This is a genomic window from Teichococcus wenyumeiae, from assembly GCF_003696345.1.
Taxonomy (GTDB): domain Bacteria; phylum Pseudomonadota; class Alphaproteobacteria; order Acetobacterales; family Acetobacteraceae; genus Pseudoroseomonas; species Pseudoroseomonas wenyumeiae.
Genome location: NZ_RFLX01000005.1, coordinates 128,856 through 146,766 on the forward strand (window position 1 = coordinate 128,856; position 17,911 = coordinate 146,766).

17 protein-coding genes are annotated in these 17,911 nt (G+C 69.7%); 9 read left to right on the top strand and 8 right to left on the bottom strand.

Going from position 1 to position 17,911, the window contains the following annotated elements:
• Nucleotides 1-21: 21 nt before the first annotated feature.
• Genes hemJ through hemH form a run of 3 tightly spaced genes read right to left on the bottom strand, consistent with a single transcriptional unit; the run spans nucleotide 22 to nucleotide 2,242 of the window.
• The gene (hemJ, locus tag EBE87_RS09285) at nucleotides 22-474 is read right to left on the bottom strand and encodes a protoporphyrinogen oxidase HemJ (protein ID WP_120639165.1); all 453 of its coding nucleotides are present in this window, start codon (nucleotides 472-474) and stop codon (nucleotides 22-24) included.
• Nucleotides 471-1,127, bottom strand: coding sequence for an HAD family hydrolase (locus EBE87_RS09290; RefSeq protein ID WP_233553288.1), 657 nt, complete (start codon nucleotides 1,125-1,127; stop codon nucleotides 471-473). The genes hemJ and EBE87_RS09290 overlap by 4 nt, the downstream gene beginning before the upstream one ends.
• Nucleotides 1,124-2,242, bottom strand: coding sequence for a ferrochelatase (hemH, locus tag EBE87_RS09295; protein WP_120639166.1), 1,119 nt, complete (start codon nucleotides 2,240-2,242; stop codon nucleotides 1,124-1,126). The genes EBE87_RS09290 and hemH overlap by 4 nt, the downstream gene beginning before the upstream one ends.
• A 137-nt stretch (nucleotides 2,243-2,379) precedes the next feature.
• On the opposite strand from hemH, the gene EBE87_RS09300 reads away from it, so the two are divergent.
• From EBE87_RS09300 to rho, 4 genes are all read left to right on the top strand, one after another.
• Entirely contained in the window at nucleotides 2,380-2,970 is a 591-nt protein-coding gene (locus EBE87_RS09300) for a nucleotide exchange factor GrpE (protein ID WP_120639167.1), read from the top strand.
• Between the two features lie 229 nt (nucleotides 2,971-3,199).
• Nucleotides 3,200-5,125: a molecular chaperone DnaK gene (dnaK, locus tag EBE87_RS09305; RefSeq protein ID WP_120639168.1), complete on the top strand. Its 1,926-nt coding sequence runs from the start codon at nucleotides 3,200-3,202 to the stop codon at nucleotides 5,123-5,125.
• Between the two features lie 95 nt (nucleotides 5,126-5,220).
• Nucleotides 5,221-6,369: a molecular chaperone DnaJ gene (gene dnaJ / locus EBE87_RS09310; RefSeq protein WP_120639169.1), complete on the top strand. Its 1,149-nt coding sequence runs from the start codon at nucleotides 5,221-5,223 to the stop codon at nucleotides 6,367-6,369.
• A gap of 479 nt (nucleotides 6,370-6,848) precedes the next feature.
• Entirely contained in the window at nucleotides 6,849-8,123 is a 1,275-nt protein-coding gene (rho, locus tag EBE87_RS09315) for a transcription termination factor Rho (RefSeq protein WP_007439422.1), read from the top strand.
• A gap of 36 nt (nucleotides 8,124-8,159) precedes the next feature.
• Here the strand turns inward: rho and EBE87_RS09320 are convergent, their stop codons facing one another.
• The 5 genes from EBE87_RS09320 to EBE87_RS09340 all read right to left on the bottom strand — a co-directional run bounded on the left by EBE87_RS09320 (nucleotide 8,160) and on the right by EBE87_RS09340 (nucleotide 12,434).
• Nucleotides 8,160-9,203: a DUF2125 domain-containing protein gene (locus EBE87_RS09320; RefSeq protein ID WP_158600936.1), complete on the bottom strand. Its 1,044-nt coding sequence runs from the start codon at nucleotides 9,201-9,203 to the stop codon at nucleotides 8,160-8,162.
• A 313-nt stretch (nucleotides 9,204-9,516) separates the two neighbouring features.
• Nucleotides 9,517-10,284: a lysophospholipid acyltransferase family protein gene (locus tag EBE87_RS09325; protein ID WP_120639171.1), complete on the bottom strand. Its 768-nt coding sequence runs from the start codon at nucleotides 10,282-10,284 to the stop codon at nucleotides 9,517-9,519.
• Nucleotides 10,281-10,880 carry a YdcF family protein gene (locus EBE87_RS09330; RefSeq protein WP_233553290.1) on the bottom strand — a complete coding sequence of 200 codons (600 nt, stop codon included), beginning with the start codon at nucleotides 10,878-10,880 and terminating at the stop codon, nucleotides 10,281-10,283. The genes EBE87_RS09325 and EBE87_RS09330 overlap by 4 nt, the downstream gene beginning before the upstream one ends.
• 11 nt (nucleotides 10,881-10,891) lie before the next feature.
• Nucleotides 10,892-11,767 (bottom strand): cell division protein FtsX, encoded by an 876-nt coding sequence (locus EBE87_RS09335; protein ID WP_199726492.1) that lies wholly within the window; start codon nucleotides 11,765-11,767, stop codon nucleotides 10,892-10,894.
• On the bottom strand, nucleotides 11,760-12,434 hold the full coding sequence (locus EBE87_RS09340) for a cell division ATP-binding protein FtsE (RefSeq protein ID WP_120641254.1): 675 nt from the start codon (nucleotides 12,432-12,434) through the stop codon (nucleotides 11,760-11,762). The genes EBE87_RS09335 and EBE87_RS09340 overlap by 8 nt, the downstream gene beginning before the upstream one ends.
• Before the next feature lie 107 nt (nucleotides 12,435-12,541).
• Here EBE87_RS09340 and EBE87_RS09345 point away from each other — a divergent pair, with 107 nt between their 5' ends.
• The 5 genes from EBE87_RS09345 to EBE87_RS09365 all read left to right on the top strand — a co-directional run bounded on the left by EBE87_RS09345 (nucleotide 12,542) and on the right by EBE87_RS09365 (nucleotide 17,862).
• Complete coding sequence (locus tag EBE87_RS09345) at nucleotides 12,542-12,973, top strand: zinc-ribbon domain-containing protein (RefSeq protein WP_158611643.1); 432 nt, start codon at nucleotides 12,542-12,544, stop codon at nucleotides 12,971-12,973.
• A 148-nt stretch (nucleotides 12,974-13,121) separates the two neighbouring features.
• The gene (locus EBE87_RS09350) at nucleotides 13,122-14,219 is read left to right on the top strand and encodes a TRAP transporter substrate-binding protein (protein WP_120640670.1); all 1,098 of its coding nucleotides are present in this window, start codon (nucleotides 13,122-13,124) and stop codon (nucleotides 14,217-14,219) included.
• Between the two features lie 97 nt (nucleotides 14,220-14,316).
• A complete protein-coding gene (locus EBE87_RS09355) occupies nucleotides 14,317-15,138 on the top strand; it encodes an undecaprenyl-diphosphate phosphatase (protein WP_120640671.1) in 822 nt (273 codons plus the stop codon).
• 335 nt (nucleotides 15,139-15,473) lie between these two features.
• A complete protein-coding gene (locus EBE87_RS09360; protein WP_120640672.1) occupies nucleotides 15,474-16,157 on the top strand; it encodes a GntR family transcriptional regulator in 684 nt (227 codons plus the stop codon).
• Nucleotides 16,158-16,248: 91 nt separating this feature from the next.
• Nucleotides 16,249-17,862 carry an ABC transporter substrate-binding protein gene (locus tag EBE87_RS09365; protein WP_120640673.1) on the top strand — a complete coding sequence of 538 codons (1,614 nt, stop codon included), beginning with the start codon at nucleotides 16,249-16,251 and terminating at the stop codon, nucleotides 17,860-17,862.
• The last annotated feature ends 49 nt before the right edge of the window (nucleotides 17,863-17,911 follow it).

Sequence of the window (17,911 nt, forward strand, 5' to 3'; positions counted from 1 at the left end):
AGGCGAAACCCCCGCCCCGGCTCAGAACGGCCGCACGATCACCATGACGACGATCAGGATCAGCAGCAGCGTCGGCACTTCATTGGCGATGCGCCAGTAGCGTTCGGAATGCTTCCGCTCGTCGCGCTCGAAGCTCTTGCGCGCGGCGGCGAGGTGGCCGTGGAAGCCGCTCATCAGCAGGAAGCCCAGCATCTTGCCGTGCCACCAGCCGGCGGACCAGTCGATGACGCCCGGCGTCAGCACCAGGATGATGCCGAAGATCCAGGCTGCCGCCATGGCCGGGTTGATGATGGCGCGCAGCAGGCGGCGCTCCATCACCTTCAGCATCTCGCTGCGCTCGCCGCCCACCGGCGCCGGCGTGTGATAGACGTAGAGGCGCGGCAGGTAGAACATCCCCGCCATCCAGGCGAAGACCGAGATCAGGTGCAGCGCCTTGGTCCAGGGGTAGAAGGCGGCGAACGCGTCGATCGTCATGCGACGATTCCCAGCAGGCGGGGCAGGTCCTCCATGCGGGTGAAGGGCGTGGCGCCCTCGGCCTCCAGCAGGGCGGCGGGGGTCTCATGGGCGAAGCCCATGACGCGGCAGCCGGCGGCGATGCCGGCGCGGGTGCCCAGCGCGCTGTCCTCCACCACCACGCAGTCCCGCGGCGCGGCGCCGCAGGCGGCGGCGGCGGCCAGGTACATGTCGGGCGCCGGCTTGGGGCGCGGCACATCCTGGTAGGAGAAGACGCGGTCGCCGAACAGCGCGGCCAGCTTCAGCCCTTCCAGCTTGGCTGCCAGCTCGTCCCGCCCCGAATTGCTGGCGCAGGCGATGGGGACGCCGGCTTCCGCCAGCGCCCGCACCACGGCCAGGGCGCCGGGCATGGCCGGCGTGTCCTGCCGCATGCGGGCGGCGATCAGGGCGGAAAGCTCCGCCGGCCATTCGGCCGGCAGCGGGCCGACCTGCCGCTCGATCACCGGCACCATGTCGGGGATGGCGCGGCCCAGGAAGATGCCCTGGCACTGCTCCGCCGTGACGGGCCAGCCGCGGGCGGTCAGGTCCTCGGCCACCATGCGGCTGACCAGCGCCTCGCTATCGGCCAGAACGCCGTCACAATCGAAGAGCACGGCAGCGGGGCGCGCCATCATGCCGGCACCTTGGCGGACTGGGCGCGCGGCGGCTTCACGCCGGTATGGGGGCAGCCGGAATGCACCTTGGGGCATTGCCGCGCGCCGGCGAAGGAACAGAGCCGCCGCTCCCCGGCATCACGCACCCGGTGCACCAGGGCGGCCATGGCCGCGATGAAGGCGGGGTCGCTGTTCTGGGTGGGGCAGCGGTGGTAGCCGGGCACGCCCAGCTTATGCGCCAGTTCCCGGTATTCCACGTCCAGCTCCACCAGCGTCTCGGAATGCTCGGAGACGAAGGCCAGCGGGTGGACCAGCACGGCCACCTTCTCCTCGGCCGCCTTGTGCAGCGCCTCCTCGGTGGAAGGGCCCAGCCATTTCTGCGGCGTGACACGGGACTGGTAGCAGATCTGCCAGTCCAGTCCCTCCAGGCCCCAGGCCTCGACAATGGCCTCGGCGGTGCGCTCCACCTGCCATTGGTAGGGGTCGCCCTGCTTCACGATGGTCTCGGGCAGGCCATGGGCGGAGAAGAGCACGCGCAGCTTCGTGCCCTCCGGCACCTGCGCCCGCGCATCGTCATAGGCCCGGCGCAGGATGGCGGCGGTGGCCTGGGCGAAGCCGTCGTCGGAATGCCAGCAGCAGAGGGTGCGGGTGGGCAGCGAGAGCCCGACCTCGGCGCAGGCCTCGTTCCAGGCGGTGATGGAGGAGCCGGTCGTGGTGGTGGAGAATTGCGGGTAGAGCGGCAGCAGCACCACTTCCTCGGCGCCCCATTCCTTCACCGCCCGCGCGGTGGCTTCCGAGAAGGGATGCCAGTAGCGCATGGCGATGAAGCAGCGCGCCTCGATCTCCTCGCCCAGCGCGCCCTGCAGCGCGGCGCCCTGCTCCTCCGTCAGCGGCAGCAGGGGCGAGCGGCCGCCGATGATGGCGTAGTTCTCGCTGGCCGCCTTGGTGCGGCGCCAGGCGACGAAGCGCCCCAGCGGCTGCCGCAGGAAGCCTGGCATGCGCAGAATGGCCGGGTCGGTGAACAGATTCGTCAGGAAGGGCCGCACCGCCTCCGGGGAATCCGGCCCCCCGAGGTTGAACAGGACAATGGCGACACGGGGTCGCGCGGCTCGCGGGCGGTCAGGGGGGGGCTGCATGATGAGGTGGAGATGCCATCCCCCGCGCCAGGGTCAAGGGCATCGTGCACGGGAGGTTGCCGCGCAACAACTTGTCCCCAGCCCCTTCCGCGCTTAGGTGAAGGGCCGACCGGACCCATCCGGGCTCCCGCAGTTGCATGAAGAATGAGCGCCCGATGAACGAGCAAACCAACACGCCCCCTCCGGCAGCCGAGACGGAGCAGAACCAGCAGCAGCAGCCGCAGCAGCCCGCCGATGCCATGGCGCGCATCGCGGAGCTGGAGGCGGAGCTGACCCAGATGAAGGACCGCTGGCTGCGCTCGGAAGCCGAGATGCAGAACCTGCGCGCCCGCACCAAGCGCGAGGTCGACGATGCCCGCCAGTACGCGGTGCAGAAATTCGCCCGCGACGTGGTGGAGGCGGCCGAGAACCTGCGCCGCGGCCTCGATGCCCTGCCGCCCGCCAAGGATGACGAGCCGGAGCTGCTGGCCAAGCTGCGCGGCGGCTTCGAGGGCGTGGAGCGCAACTTCGTGTCCATCCTGGAGCGCAACGGCGTCGTCAAGCAGGACCCCGCCGGCCAGCCCTTCGACCCCGAGCTGCACCAGGCGATGGCGCAGCAGCCGCCGCCGGCAGGCGTGGCCGCCGGCACCGTGATCCAGGCCTGGACCCCGGCCTGGACGCTGAACGGCCGCCTGCTGAAGCCCGCCATGGTGGTGGTGGCCGGCGAGGGCGTTTCCGAGACCGCCTGAGCGGTCCCTGCCCCCTCCTGCTGCAGGTCCTTTGCCTGCACAATTTTTACGCAAGCCTCCAGGCCCACTCTTGTCCGGAGGGCCTGGGGCCAATACATCGGAAGCACAGGCCGGCCCCGCCTTTCCGGGACCGGCCAGACCCATTCACCCCCATCCGCTACAGAAGCAAACCGGGGATGGGCGCGGCGCCTCGATCGGGCCGCCCCCATCCGCCAGAAGGAGAATTCGGATGAGCAAAGTTATCGGCATCGATCTCGGCACGACCAACAGCTGCGTCGCCATCATGGAGGGCAGCGAGGTCAAGGTGCTGGAGAACGCCGAGGGCGCGCGCACCACGCCGTCCATGGTCGCCTTCACCAAGAATGGTGAGCGTCTGGTCGGCCAGGCCGCCAAGCGCCAGGCCGTGACCAACCCGACCGACACGCTCTATGCCGTCAAGCGCCTGATCGGCCGCCGTTTCGATGACGCCATGGTCAAGAAGGAAGCGGGCCTGGCCCCCTTCAAGATCATCCGCGCCGACAATGGCGACGCCTGGGTCGAGGCCGGCGGCCAGAAGATGGCGCCGCAGCAGATCAGCGCCAATGTGCTGACCAAGATGAAGGAAACCGCCGAGAACTACCTCGGCGAGAAGGTGACGCAGGCGGTCATCACCGTCCCCGCCTACTTCAATGACAGCCAGCGCCAGGCCACCAAGGAAGCCGGCGCCATCGCCGGCCTGGAAGTGCTGCGCATCATCAACGAGCCGACCGCGGCCGCCCTCGCCTATGGCCTGGACAAGAAGCACGCCGGCACCATCGCGGTCTACGACCTCGGCGGCGGCACCTTCGACGTGTCCATCCTGGAGATCGGCGACGGCGTCTTCGAGGTGAAGGCCACCAACGGCGACACCTTCCTGGGCGGCGAGGACTTCGACCAGCGCATCATCGATTACCTGGCCGATGAGTTCAAGAAGGAGAACGGCATCGACCTGCGCGGCGACAAGCTCGCCCTGCAGCGGCTGAAGGAAGCGGCCGAGAAGGCCAAGATCGAGCTGTCGAGCGCCAAGCAGACCGAGATCAACCTGCCCTTCATCACCGCCGATGCCTCCGGCCCGAAGCACCTGGTGCTGCAGCTCTCCCGCGCCAAGCTGGAGTCGCTGGTGGACGATCTGGTGCAGCGCACCCTGGAGCCCTGCAAGCAGGCGCTGAAGGATGCCGGCCTGGCCGCCAATGAGGTGGACGAGGTGATCCTGGTCGGCGGCATGACCCGCATGCCCAAGGTCATCGAGGCGGTGAAGAACTTCTTCGGCAAGGAGCCCGCCCGCAACGTCAACCCGGACGAGGTGGTCGCCATCGGTGCCGCCATCCAGGGCGGCGTGCTGAAGGGCGACGTCAAGGACGTGCTGCTGCTGGACGTGACCCCGCTGTCGCTCGGCATCGAGACCCTGGGCGGCGTCTTCACGCGCCTGATCGACCGCAACACCACGATCCCGACCAAGAAGTCGCAGACCTTCTCCACCGCCGACGACAACCAGACCGCGGTCACCATCAAGGTGTACCAGGGTGAGCGCGAGATGGCGGCGGACAACAAGCTGCTGGGCAACTTCGACCTGCAGGGCATCCCGCCCGCGCCGCGCGGCGTGCCGCAGATCGAGGTGACCTTCGACATCGACGCCAACGGCATCGTCTCCGTCTCGGCCAAGGACAAGGCCACCGGCAAGGAGACGCAGATCAAGATCCAGGCCAAGTCCGGCCTGTCCGACACCGACATCGAGCGGATGGTGAAGGATGCCGAGGCGCATGCCGAGGAGGACAAGAAGCGCCGCGCCGTCGTCGAGGCCAAGAACCAGCTGGAAGCACTGATCCACACCACGGAGAAGTCGCTGAAGGAGAACGCGGACAAGATCCCCGAGGCCGAGAAGGGTGAGGCCGAGGCCGCTCTTTCCGCCGCGCGTTCCGCCAAGGACGGCGACGACCTCGATGCCATCAACACCGCGACCGAGCGTCTCTCGGCGGCCGCGATGAAGGTGGGCGAGGCCATCTACAAGGCCGCCCCGCAGGAGGGTGCGGCCGAGGGTGGTCCGGGCGCCCAGGCCCAGCAGGGCCAGCCGGGTGGCGAGAAGGTGGTGGACGCCGAGTTCGAGGAAGTCGACCCGAGCAAGAAGAAGCCGAGCTGAGGCGCGGCTTCCCAGTGAACTGAGCGTCGCGCCCGGCTTCCGCGAGGAGGCCGGGCGCAGTCTTATAGACCCTGAAGTGGGGGACTGACCCGGCTATGGCCAAGCGGGATTACTATGAGGTTCTGGGTGTCGCCCGGGGCGCCAGCGAGGATGAGCTGAAGAAGGCTTATCGCAAGCTGGCGATGAAGCATCACCCGGACCGCAACCGGGACGACAAGGAAGCCGAGGCCAAGTTCAAGGAATGCTCCGAGGCCTATGAGGTCCTGAAAGACGCCGAGAAGCGCGCGGCCTACGACCGCTACGGCCACGCCGCCTTTGAGGGCGGCATGGGCGGCGGCGGCGGGGGCGGCGGCAATCCCTTCGGCGGCAGCGGCTTCGAGGACATCTTCGAGCAGATGTTCGGCTTCGGCGGCGGCGGTGGCCGCCAGCGGCAGGGCCAGGCGGCCGGCCGTGGCGCCGACCTCCGCACCGAGGTGCAGATCACGCTGGAGGAAGCCTTCGCCGGCGCCAAGCAGACCGTGCGCGTCCAGACCGGCGTGCAATGCGACGCCTGCAACGGCTCGGGCTCCGAGGGCGGCAGCACGGCGGCGCAGACCTGCGGCACCTGCGGCGGCGCCGGCAAGGTGCGCGCCCAGCAGGGCTTCTTCCTGATCGAGCGCGCCTGCCCCACCTGTGGCGGCAGCGGCCGGGTGGTGAAGAACCCCTGCAAGGTCTGCCAGGGCGCCGGCCGCGTGCAGCGGGAGCGGACGCTGAACGTCACCATCCCCGCCGGCGTCGAGGACGGCACCCGCATCCGCCTGACCGGCGAAGGCGAGGCCGGGCTGCGAGGGGCGCCTTCGGGTGACCTGTATGTCGATGTCGGCATCCTGCCGCACAGTATCTTCCAGCGGGACGGCGCCAATATCTACGTGCGCGTGCCGCTGCGCATGACGCAGGCGGCGCTGGGCGAGGCCGTGGAAGTGCCCGTCATCGACGGCGGCCGCGCCCGTGTCACCATCCCGGCCGGCACGCAGTCGGGCGACCAGTTCCGCCTGCGCGGCAAGGGCTTCTCCGTGCTGCGCTCGGCGGCGCGGGGCGACATGTACGTGCAGGTGGCGGTGGAAACGCCGCAGAACCTCTCGGCCCGCCAGCGCGAGCTGCTGGAGGAATTCGAGGCCGAGGCCGCCGAGCGTGCCAAGAGCAGCCCGGAAAGCGAAGGCTTCTTCGCCAAGGTGCGGGAATTCTGGGAAGGGCTGGGGCGCTAATCCCCTGCGCTGCTGGAGGGGCGCTGCCCCTCCAGGCCTCCCCGCCGGGGTGACAGTGTCACCCCGGACCCCGCATCAGTTTTGGCTTCGCGCTGAGGCTCGGGCGGAGCTCCACAGCCTCGGGCGGTTGCGGCCTTTCAGGCTCCCGCCGCGTCGTGGCGGACCTGGGGCTGGAAGCAGGTTGCGCCCGGGCAACCTCATGCACGGAATTTCATCCGGAACCTCTTGAACAACCGCTTCTTTCGCCCATTTGCCCATTGACGAGGCGGTGGCCATGACCTTAGCGTTGCGGCGCTTCCCGTCCATGGCGGTCTTCCAGGTCTTTCGGCCTGTCATTCCGCCTAGACTCCCCTCCTTGATCCTTTCGGGACATTGCCGACACCACGCCTACGGGCGTTCGTCGCACATGGGCAGGCCGACTCGGCCATGCCTTTGGGAAGTGTCCCCTGCTTTACGCCGGAACGGAACGCGTCCCGCCCATGCATCTTTCTGAACTCAAGGCCAAAAGCCCCGCCGACCTGCTGGCTTTCGCCGAGTCGCTCCAGATCGAGAATGCTTCCAGCCTGCGAAAGCAGGACATGATGTTCGCGATTCTGAAGCAGTTGGCCGAGAACGACCAGGCGATCCATGGCGACGGCACGCTGGAGATCCTGCCGGACGGCTTCGGCTTCCTGCGCTCTCCGCAGTCCAACTACCTGCCGGGTCCCGACGACATCTATGTCTCCCCCGCCCAGGTGCGCCGCTTCGGCCTGCGCATCGGCGACACGGTGGAAGGCCAGATCCGGGCGCCCAAGGATGGCGAGCGCTATTTCGCGCTGCTGAAGGTCAATACCGTCAATTTCGAGCCGCCCGAGGCTCTCCGCCACCGCATCAACTTCGACAACCTGACGCCGCTCTACCCGACGCGCCGGTTGAAGATGGAGAATGAGAACGCAGAGCCGCCGCCGAAGGGGATGCAGAAGGACAACACGCCGCGCGTGATTGACCTCGTCGCCCCCATCGGCATGGGCCAGCGCGCGCTGGTGGTGGCGCCGCCGCGCACTGGCAAGACCGTGATGCTGCAGAACATCGCCCGCAGCATCAGCGCCAACCACCCCGATGTCTTCCTGATCGTGCTGCTGATCGACGAGCGGCCCGAGGAAGTGACCGACATGGCCCGCACCGTCCGCGGTGAAGTGGTCGCCTCCACCTTCGACGAGCCGGCGACCCGCCACGTGCAGGTCACCGAGATGGTGCTGGAGAAGGCCAAGCGGCTGGTCGAGCACAAGCGCGACGTCGTCATCCTGCTCGACTCCATCACCCGCCTGGGCCGCGCCTACAACTCCGTCGTGCCCTCCTCGGGCAAGGTGCTGACGGGTGGCGTGGACGCCAATGCGCTGCAGCGGCCGAAGCGCTTCTTCGGTGCCGCCCGCAACATCGAGGAAGGCGGCAGCCTCACCATCATCGCGACCGCCCTGATCGATACCGGCAGCCGCATGGACGAGGTGATCTTCGAGGAGTTCAAGGGCACGGGTAACTCCGAGCTCATCCTCGACCGCAAGCTCTCCGACAAGCGCGTCTTCCCGGCCATCGACATCACCAAGTCCGGCACCCGCAAGGAAGAAGTGCTGGTGGACCGCGCCACGCTGTCCAAGATGTGGGTGCTGCGCCGCATCCTGAACCCGATGGGCACGCAGGACGCGATGGAATTCCTGTTGGACAAGCTGAAGTACAGCAAGACCAACCAGGACTTCTTCGACGCGATGAATACCTGAACCCAGCGAAGGGGGCCGAAAGGCCCCCTTCTCCGTTCAGGGCCAGGCCACCGGCGGCAGGCGCAGCAGCGGGATGCGCGCGGCGCTCAGCGCCTGCTTCTCCAGCACCAATGGCAGCTCGATCACCGGCACGCTGCTGCCGGCATCCAGCCGCGTCAGCAGCGGCAGGATCTGCCGCGCCATGCCGGCGGCCCGCGGCTGCACCAGCCCGGCCCCGGCCAGGGCATCCAGGGTATGCGATGGGTTGGCCAGCCGCAGGGTGCCGGCGCCACTGGGCTGCAGGCTGTCGTCCAGCGCCAGGGTCGCGGCGGCGCTGGCCGCCATGGCGCCCCAGCGCAGCGTCATGCCCTGCACCTCCAGCCGCCCGCCGGCATTGCGCCAGGCCGCCAGTTGCCGTGTCAGTGGGCCGATATCGCCCAGGCTGCCATGCAGCACGGCCTGTGCCGTGGCTTCCTCCATCCGCTCCCCCAGTGCCTGGGCGCCGGGGACAGCCAGGCCGCGCAGCCGGGCGGTGAAGGCGGTGCTGGTGGCGCCGCTGGCATCGAAACTGGCCTGCAGGCTGTCCAGCATGATGGGGCCGGAGGGGCTTCCCAGCCGCAACCCGGTGCCATTCAGCGCCCCTGCCAACGGTGCGGCGGTGCCGTTCAGCGTCAGGTCCGCCCTCAGGGCCGTGCTGCGCAGCGGCATGGGCGGGCCCTTCAGGGCGATCTGCTGCGCCCCCTCGGCCTCCACCCGCAGGCGGTCGGGCTGCCAGGGGCGGAGCGAAAGCCGCACCGACTCCGCCTGCCAGGAGACGCCATCCCGCGCCAGCCGCAGGCCGGGCAGGCGCAATGCCGCCCAGCCGGGCCAGCCGCCGCGCTCCGGCGGGCCATAATCCACCTGCATGCCCTGCAGGCGCTGCCGCCCGGCCCAGTTCTCGACAGCCAGCTGGAGCTGACCGGTCATCCACCACAGCAGGCCGGCATAGGCACCGCCCACCACCAGCAGCAGGATCAGGAAGCCCGACAGCCACCGGCGCAGCCGGGACCGACGAGGAGACGATGGCGCGGCCGGAGCGGCGGCTTGGGTTGAGGTTCTCACGCTGGGGATATAGGACGACGCTGGCCGCTGCCCATGGGCCATGCCAGCCGGAAGGGCGGATCAAGCCGGTGAAAAAGCGGCCCTGCCCCGCGTCAATCCACAGCGGCGGAAATTGTCCACAAGAGCTTTGGCACTTCCCTGTGACATCCAGGACACGTTAGCGGCTTGTTCTCCGACTCGGAACAATATGCAGCAAAATCAAACCGTTATGCAGTTAGGAGCTTTGGCGCGGCATTTTCGGGGGCCTGTGAATCCAGGACTCGCAAGCCTTTAGGCCCCTTTCTTGGAGAATGGCAGAAAGGCTGTTCCTGACTTATCCCACAGAATTATCCACAGGGAGGGGATAGTTGGCGGGCAGCAGCCGCAGGCTCTCCGATTCGATCGCCTCCTGCATCTGCGCCAGCAGCTTGGCACGCGGCAGGCCCTCCGGCAGCGGCGGCAGCACCGCCACCGTCAGCGTGCCCGGATACTTGGCGAAGGAGCGGCGGCCCCAGAAGACGCCGCTGTCGGTCGCCGCCGGGATGATGGGCCGCCCCACCGCCGCGCCCAGCGCCACCACGCCCGGCAGATAGGGCACGCGCTGGCCAGGGCTGGTGCGGGTGCCCTCGGGGAAGATGATGATCTGCGAGCCCTCGGCGGCGGCGGCGCCGGCTTCCCGCACCATGCGCTTCAGCGCGTTGGCGCCGCCGGCACGGTCCACCGCCACGGCGCCGTATTTGCGCGCCAGCGTGCCCCAGACCGGGATACGCAGCAGCTCCTGCTTCAGCACATAGACAGGGTCCGGCAGCAGGGCCAGCCAGACGATGGTGTCGAAGGCCGACTGGTGCTTCGCCGCGAGCACCGCCGGGCCGGTGGGCAGGTGTTCCCGGCCCGTGACCCGCACATGGATGCCGCAGACCACTCGCAGCAGCCACAGCATCAGCTTCGCCCAGCCTTGCACGTATCGGCGTATCAACCGGCGTGACAGGGGCAGCATCAGCATCCCCAGCGTCACGCAGCCGGCGGTCAGGCCGAAGAAGAGCAGGTTGAACAGCGCCGAGCGCAGCAGCACCAGCAGGCTGGCGGGGGGTTCTGGGTTCATCGTTGCGGCAAATCGGTCTTGAGGGCGGAAAGGCCGAGGAAGGCGCCGATCAGCTTGGCGTATTCCCGCAGCAGCAGCGAGGCACGCGGCCCCGCCACCTGCACCGGATGCGGCACCAGCGCCACATCCGGCAGGTTGCGGCGCAGTTCCAGCAAGGCGCGCGGCATATGATAGGCGGCGGTGACCACGCGCAACGAGCGAATCCCCTTCCCCCGCGCCCAGGCCGCGATCTCCTGCCCGTTGCCGCGGGTGCTGGTGGCCAGCCGCCCCAGCGTGACGGCCGGGGTGGCCACGCCGGGCGGCGCGCCGCGCACCGGCGGCGGCTCGGTCTCGGCACCCGGCAGTTCGGCGGCCGGGATGTTGTTGCTGCGCGCCAGGTCCGCCAGCTCGGCGCTGCGGCCGACGCCGGAGACGATCAGGTGGTCCGCCAGGCCGTCGGAGAGCAGGCGCAGGCCCATCTCCACCCGTTCCGGCCCGCCGGTCAGCACGGCGATGCCATCGGTAGGGCGCAGCGGCATCTCCGGCCGCGCCCGACTCTGCCCCAGGAAGAAGGCGAAGCCGGCCAGCAGTGCCAGGGCCAGGAGGCCCGGCAGCAACCACCACCGGCTCACGGCAGGCGCCGCAACCAGCGGCGGACGCTGAACTGCGCCGTGGCCCAGCCGATGGCGCCCGCCACCGGCGGCAGCAGGGCCAGATCCATCCAGGGCAGCGCCGCGATGGTCACCGCCTCGCCCCCCGCGAAAGGCGCGGCGAGGGAGGACAGCGCGATCAGCGCCGGCACCGCCAGGGCGGCGCCGGCCAGGGCGCCGCCGGCGGCCAGCGCGCCGATGCGGCGGGCGAAGCGCCCGGCGATGTCGCGCTGGGTGGCGCCCAGGTCATGGAAGATCTCGATGGCCTCGCGCCGCGCCGCGATGCCGGCGCGCGTCGCCACCGCCACCACGGCGACGGCCACGCCCACCACCAACGCCAGCACGGCCAGCGCCACGCCCTGCACACTGCCGGCCAGGGCGGCGAGCCGCGCTACCCAGATGCCATGCGCCTCCAGCTCGGCACCCGGCACCGCCTCGGCCAGCCGGGCGGCCAAGGGGCTGGGGTCGATGTCGGGGTTCACCAGCCGCAGCTCCATCACCGCCGGCAACGGCAGGGCGGCCATGCCGTCATCCACCGCCGGACCCAGCCAGGGGCGCAGCAGGGCGCGCATCCGCTCGGGGTTCACGGCCTCGGCGCTTTCCACCTCCGGCATGGCGCGCAGCACGGCCAGGGCCTGGTCCATGCGGCCGGCCTGCTCGGGCGGCAATTGCACCGTCACGGCGGCGGCGGCACCGGCTTCCCAGCGGTGGCGCAGGGCTTCGGCGCCCCGGCTGCCGGCCAGCGCCAGGGCCGCCAGCAGCGCCATGGCCGCGACGAGGCCCGGCAGCAGCCGGTCCGACAGCGCCCGCTTCAGCCCCAGCGGGTCGCGCGCGTAGCGGGTGCGCCTAACCATGATGCACGACCTTGCCGGCCTCCAGCACCAAGGAGGGGGCGGGAAAGCTGGCCACCAGTTCCTCGGAATGGGTGGCGACGACCACGGTGGTGCCCAGGCGGTTCATCTCCGTCAGCAAGGCCAGCAGGCGGCGGGCCTGATGCGAATCGAGGTTGCCGGTGGGCTCGTCCGCCACCAGAAGCTGCGGGCGCGTCACCACGGCGCGGGCAATGGCCACGCGCTGCTGCTCGCCGCCGGAAAGCTGCTGCGGCAGCGAGGTTTCCTTGCCCGCCAGCCCCACCCAGCGGAGGATCTCCGTCACGTCCGGCCGCGCGCTCGACTCGGAACGGCCGGCGAGGCGCAGCGGCAGGGCCACGTTGTCGAAGGCGGACAGGTAGGGCAGCAGCCGGAAGTCCTGGAAGACCACGCCGATTCGCCGCCGCAGCGCCGGCAGCTGCGCCCGCCGGTCCGCCCGCACCGTCACGCCCAGCACCTCCATGGTGCCGCGGGTGGGCAGCTGCGCCAGATGCATCAGCCGCAGCAGCGAGGACTTGCCGGCGCCCGAGGCGCCCAGCAGCCAGGTGAAGCTGCCGTCCGGCAGGGTGAATGTCAGGTCGGACAGGGCTTCCGGCCCCTCCCCCCCATTGGGGGCGGGGTAGCGTAGTCCGACGGCGGTGAAGCGCACCATGGCGGAGGGGAATGCCACGACATGCGCCCACGCACCACCCGGCAAGACAGGCTGCCGAAGCACGCAACGGGCTTGCAGCGGCCATGGGCTTGGCCATAGCAAGGCCCATGCGCATCGAATGCCCCGCCTGCGGCGCCGCCTATGAGGTGCCGGAACACCTGCTGACGCGCCCGGACGGCACCCCGGCCCGGCCGGTGCGCTGCCTGCGCTGCGGCCAGGAATGGCAGCCGGCGGCCCAGGCGCCCGAAAGCCCGCCCAGCCCCCCGGCCTCGCCCAGCCGGGCGGAAGCCGCCGGCCCCGCCGTGCCGCAGCCGGTCCTGCCCGCCCGCCACGCCGCGCCGACGCAGTTGCAGCCCGGCCCCGCGCCGGCCCCCGTGGCGGTGCCGGACAGCCGCGGCACGATGGCCCCTCTGCTAGCCTGGGCAGCCTCGCTGGTCCTCCTGGCCGTGGTGCTGGCGGTCCTGGTGCTGCAGCGGGAGGCGGTGATGGCCGCTTGGCCGCCGGCGACGCATCTCTTCCACGCGCTGGGGTTGCGCTAGCTCATAATCTTTCCCGGAAACGGCGCTCCACGCACGATCCGCATGCACTGCGGCCCTTCAGGGTCAGCATCATTGCCCAAAACCCTTCCGCGCCCGCACCGGATGCCCTAAACACCTGCGCGACAGCCTCCTGGGGGAGAGAATGCCCATGAACCGCCGTGCCCTGCTCGGCGCCGCCGCCACCGCTGCGCCGGCCGCCGCCCTGACCCTTGCCACGCCGGCCCTGGCGCAATCGGCCCCCGATGTGCGCTGGCGCCTGACCAGCTCCTTTCCGCGCAACCTGGATATCCTGATCGGCGCGCCGGAAACCATCGCGCGCCGCGTGGCGCAGCTGACAGACAACAAGTTCCAGATCCGCGTCTTTCCGGCCGGCGAGATCGTCGGCGCCGCCCAGGCGCTGGACGCGGTGCAGAACGGCACGGTCGAGTGCTGCCACACCGCGCCCTACTACTTCACGGGCAAGGATTTCACCTTCGCCTTCTACACGGCGGTGCCCTTCGGCCTGAACACTCGCATGTCCAATGCCTGGTACCGCCATGGCGGCGGGCGGGAACTCGCGGCCGAGCTGTTCAAGGGCTACAACATCGTCAACTTCCCGGCGGGCGACACGGGCGCCCAGATGGGCGGCTGGTTCCGCAAGGAAATCAAGACCCTGGCCGATATCCAGGGCCTGAAGTTCCGCATCGCCGGCCTGGCGGGCGAGGTTTTCGCCAAGATGGGCGCGGTGCCGACCCAGGTGCCGGCCGCCGACATCTACCCGGCGCTGGAGCGCGGCTCGATCGATGCCGTGGAATTCGTCGGCCCCTATGACGACGAGAAGCTCGGCCTCAACCGCGTGGCGCCCTTCTACTACTTCCCCGGCTTCTGGGAGCCCGGCGCCAAGCTGCATTTCATGGCCAACCAAGCCGCCTTCGATGCCCTGCCCGCCACCTACAAGGCGGCGCTGGAAATGGCCTGCGCCGAGGCGGATGCCGAGATGATCGCGCGCTATGACGCCGGCAACCCCAATGCGCTGCGCCGGCTGATCGCCGCCGGCACCCAGCTGCGCCCCTGGCCGCGCGAGGTCATGGCCGCCGCCTGGAAGGCGACCCACGCGCTCTACGACGAAGCCAGCGACAAGAACCCGCTGTTCAAGAAGACCTGGGAATCCTACCGCAAGTTCCGCGACGACGAATATGCCTGGTTCCGCGTTGCCGAGAATTCATACGATAACTTTGCCTTCACCGCGGCGCAGACGGTGAAGTAAGCGCCGCGCTTCCGCCGCCTTCGCTGTATACCGAGGCCAGCCGGCACCCTGCCGGCTGGCCTTTTTTCGTCCCGCCGCACACAGGATGCCCGCGCGCATGGATGCCTACCTGCTGCTCTCCGCCCTGCTGATGGGCATCGTGGAGGGGCTGACCGAGTTCCTCCCCATCTCCTCCACCGGCCACCTGATCCTGCTCGCCGAAGCCATCGGCTTCGAGGGCCCGCCCGGCAAGACCTTCGAGATCACCATCCAGCTCGGCGCCATCCTCGCCGTCATCTGGGTCTTCCGCCACCGGCTGGTGCGGATCGCCACCGGCATGTGGCAGCGCGGCTCGGCCGAATACTACACGGCGCTGAACCTGATCCTGGCCTTCCTGCCCGCCATGGTGCTGGGCGCCACGCTGCACGGCTATATCACCAAGCTGCTCTTCACGCCGCTGGTGGTGGCCATCGCGCTGATCCTGGGCGGCGTCGCCATCATCGTGATCGAGCGCATGCGGCCCAACCCCACCATCCATTCCATCCCCGAGATCGGGCCGCTGGCGGCGCTGCTGGTCGGCCTTGGCCAGGCGCTGGCGATGATCCCGGGCACCAGCCGCTCCGGCGCCACCATCATCTCCGCCCTGCTGGTGGGGGTGGAGCGCAAGGCAGCGGCGGAATTCTCCTTCCTGCTCGCCATCCCCACCATGGTCGCGGCCACCGCCTTCAGCCTGTTCAAGGCACGGCACGAACTGGACTTCTCCGGCTTCGGCGTCATCGCGCTCGGCTTCGCCGCTGCTTTCATTGTGGCGCTGATGGTGGTGCGCTGGCTGCTGGCCGTGATCAGCCGCATCGGCTTCACGCCCTTCGGCTGGTACCGCATCGCCCTGGGGGCGGTGATCCTGGTCTGGCTGGCCCTGCGCCCGGCCACCGGGGCCTGAGGAGCGCTGGAGGGGCATTGCCCCTCCAGGCCTCCCCGCTGGGGTGACAGGGTCACCCCAGACCCCGCCATCAGTTTTGGCGCGGTGGCACGGTGGTCATCGACCGCCGACGACCACGGCTTCAGCCCGCGTAGCTTTTGCAGAATTGCATGCAGGCGGCTGGCGCCACGCCGCGTCCTTCGGCCCCAGCCATAATTGACAGCGGGGTCCGGGGTGGACTTTCCACCCCGGCGGGAGTGTCCAGAGAGGGCAGCGCCCTCTTTGGCCCCGCTGCTTGTTCCTGGCCTCTCGCCCTGTATCACTCTTCCCGGGCTTTCCCAGGAGACGCTTCCCGCATGGCCGAGACTCCCGCCGTTGATCCTGTCCGCGCCCTGGAGACAGCCATCGCGCAGGATATCCACACCGGGCAGCTCCTCCCTGGCGCCTGGCTGAAGCAGATCGCGTTGCAGCAGCGCTATGGCCGCAGCCGTGGTGACGTACGGCGGGCGCTGGACAAGCTGGTGGCGCAGCGGCTGGTGCAGCAGGTGCGCAATTTCGGCTACCGCGTGCATGGGCTGGACAGCGCCCGGCTGGAGGAGCTGCAGCAGGTGCGCCAGATCCTGGAAGCCGCCGCCGCCGGGACCATGATCGGCCGGGCCGATGCCGCCATGCTGGCCCGGCTGCGTGACCTGGCGGATGCCTTTGCCCAGGCGGTGGAGCATCGCCCGGTGCTGGAGCAGCATGAGGCCAACCAGGCCTTCCATGCCGCGCTGCTGGAACTCTGCCCCAATGCCGAGCTGGTGCGGCTGATCCGCGAGACGCGCCTGCGCATGCCCTCCGCCCCCATGACGCAATGGTCGGAGCCGGGCTGGGTGGAGGAATCCGCCCGCCAGCACCATGCCATGGTGGCGGCCCTGGAAGCCGGAGACCGCGAAGCCTTCTGCGCCGTGGTTCGCGCCCATATCCGCCTGCCGCGCCCGCGTGAGGCCGCCGCACCGCCCGGCCGCCGGCGCGGCAGCCGGGCCGCGGCAGCCGATTGACAGCAAAATTGGCGCCAGTTTCTTATGCCAAGCTGACGCACGGCCCTGCCGGGCGCGCCGCCTTCCCTCCGGACCGGTCAGGACCCTTGCCATGCCAGGCTTTCGCCCCACCCGCCGCTGGCTGACGCGTGCCACGCTTGGCGCCGCCGCCGGTGCCTTCCAGGCGCCAGGGTGGCTGGGGGCGGCGCTGGCGCAGGGGGCCGGCAAGCCGGGCGGCACGCTGCGCATCGGCATGGCCGCGCCCAACACCACGCTGGACCCGCATTTCCAGAGCAACGCGCCCAACAATGCCGTGGCCAGCCATATCTTCGACGCGCTGATCACCAATGACGCGCGCTCTCTTTCCCGCCCCGGCCTCGCGCGGGCCTGGAAGGTGCTGGACGACACGCATTGGGAATTCCAGCTGCGGGAGGCGAGGTTCAGCGACGGCACCGACTTCACCGCCGAGGATGTGATCGCCTCGCTGCAGCGGGCCAACGACATCCCCAGCAGCGCGTCCTTCCGCACCTATACGCGCAGCATCAAGGCCATGACGGCCCCGGCGCCGCACCGGCTGCTGATCGAGACGCAGGGGCCGGACCCGCTGCTGCTGAACTCGCTCGGCCGCCTGCGCATCATCAGCGCCGACCACAAGGATGCGCCGACCACCGAATTCAACAACGGCAATGCCGCCATCGGCACCGGGCCGCTGGTTCTGCAGGAATACGAGCCCGGCAGCTTCCTGCGCCTGACGCGCAATGACGGCTGGTGGGGCGGCCGCCTGCCCTGGAACGAGGTGGTGCTGCGCCTGATCACCGACGATGGCGCGCGGCTGGCGGCGCTGCTCTCCGGCGAGCTCGACATCGTGGAGGCCGTGCCGTCCCAGGGGGCGGAGCGGGTAAAGGGCAGCCCCGGCTTTCACCTCATCCGCGGCATCTCCTCCCGCTTCGTGTATTTCGCCATGGATCAGAGGCGGGATGTTTCCCCCTTCATCACCGACCATGCCGGCCAGCCGCTGGAGAAGAACCCGCTGAAGGACAGGCGGGTGCGGCAGGCGCTCTCCATGGCCATCTCGCGCGAGGCGTTGGTGGAGCGGGTGATGGCGGGCGATGCCGTGGCCGCCGCCCAGTTCCTGCCGAAGGGCAGCGCCGGCACGTCGGACAGGCTGGAAGCGGTGCCGCATGATCCTGACGCCGCCCGCGCGCTGCTGGCCGAGGCGGGCTATCCGGACGGCTTCCGCCTGACCATCCACGGGCCGAACGACCGCTATGTGAACGATGCCCGGATCGTGCAGGCCGTGGCGCAGATGTTCACCCGCATCGGCATCGCCACCCAGGCCGAGGTGCTGCCCTGGTCGGTCTATTCCCGGCGCAATTCCGGCGCGGAATTCTCTCTCTCCCTCGCCGCCTGGGGCGTGAACACGGGCGAGACTTCCAACCCGCTGAAGGCGCTGGTCGCCACCTACGACAAGAAGGCCGGCATGGGCGCCAGCAATTCCGGCCGCTACTCAAACTCGGAACTGGACAGGCTGGTGCAGCAGGCGCTGCGGACCATGGAGGATGGCGCCCGCAACGCGTTGCTGGCCCAGGCCTGCGAGATCGTCTTCACCGACCATGCGCTGCTGCCGCTGCACCACGAGGTTTCGGTCTGGGCCGCGAGGAAGGGCGTGACCTGCGAGACGCGCGCCGACCAGTACACGCTGGCCACCGGCATCAGCCGTGCCTGAGGGCTGCCTCAGTGTTTCACATGAAAAGGTTTGAATCTTTCTTGCCGCA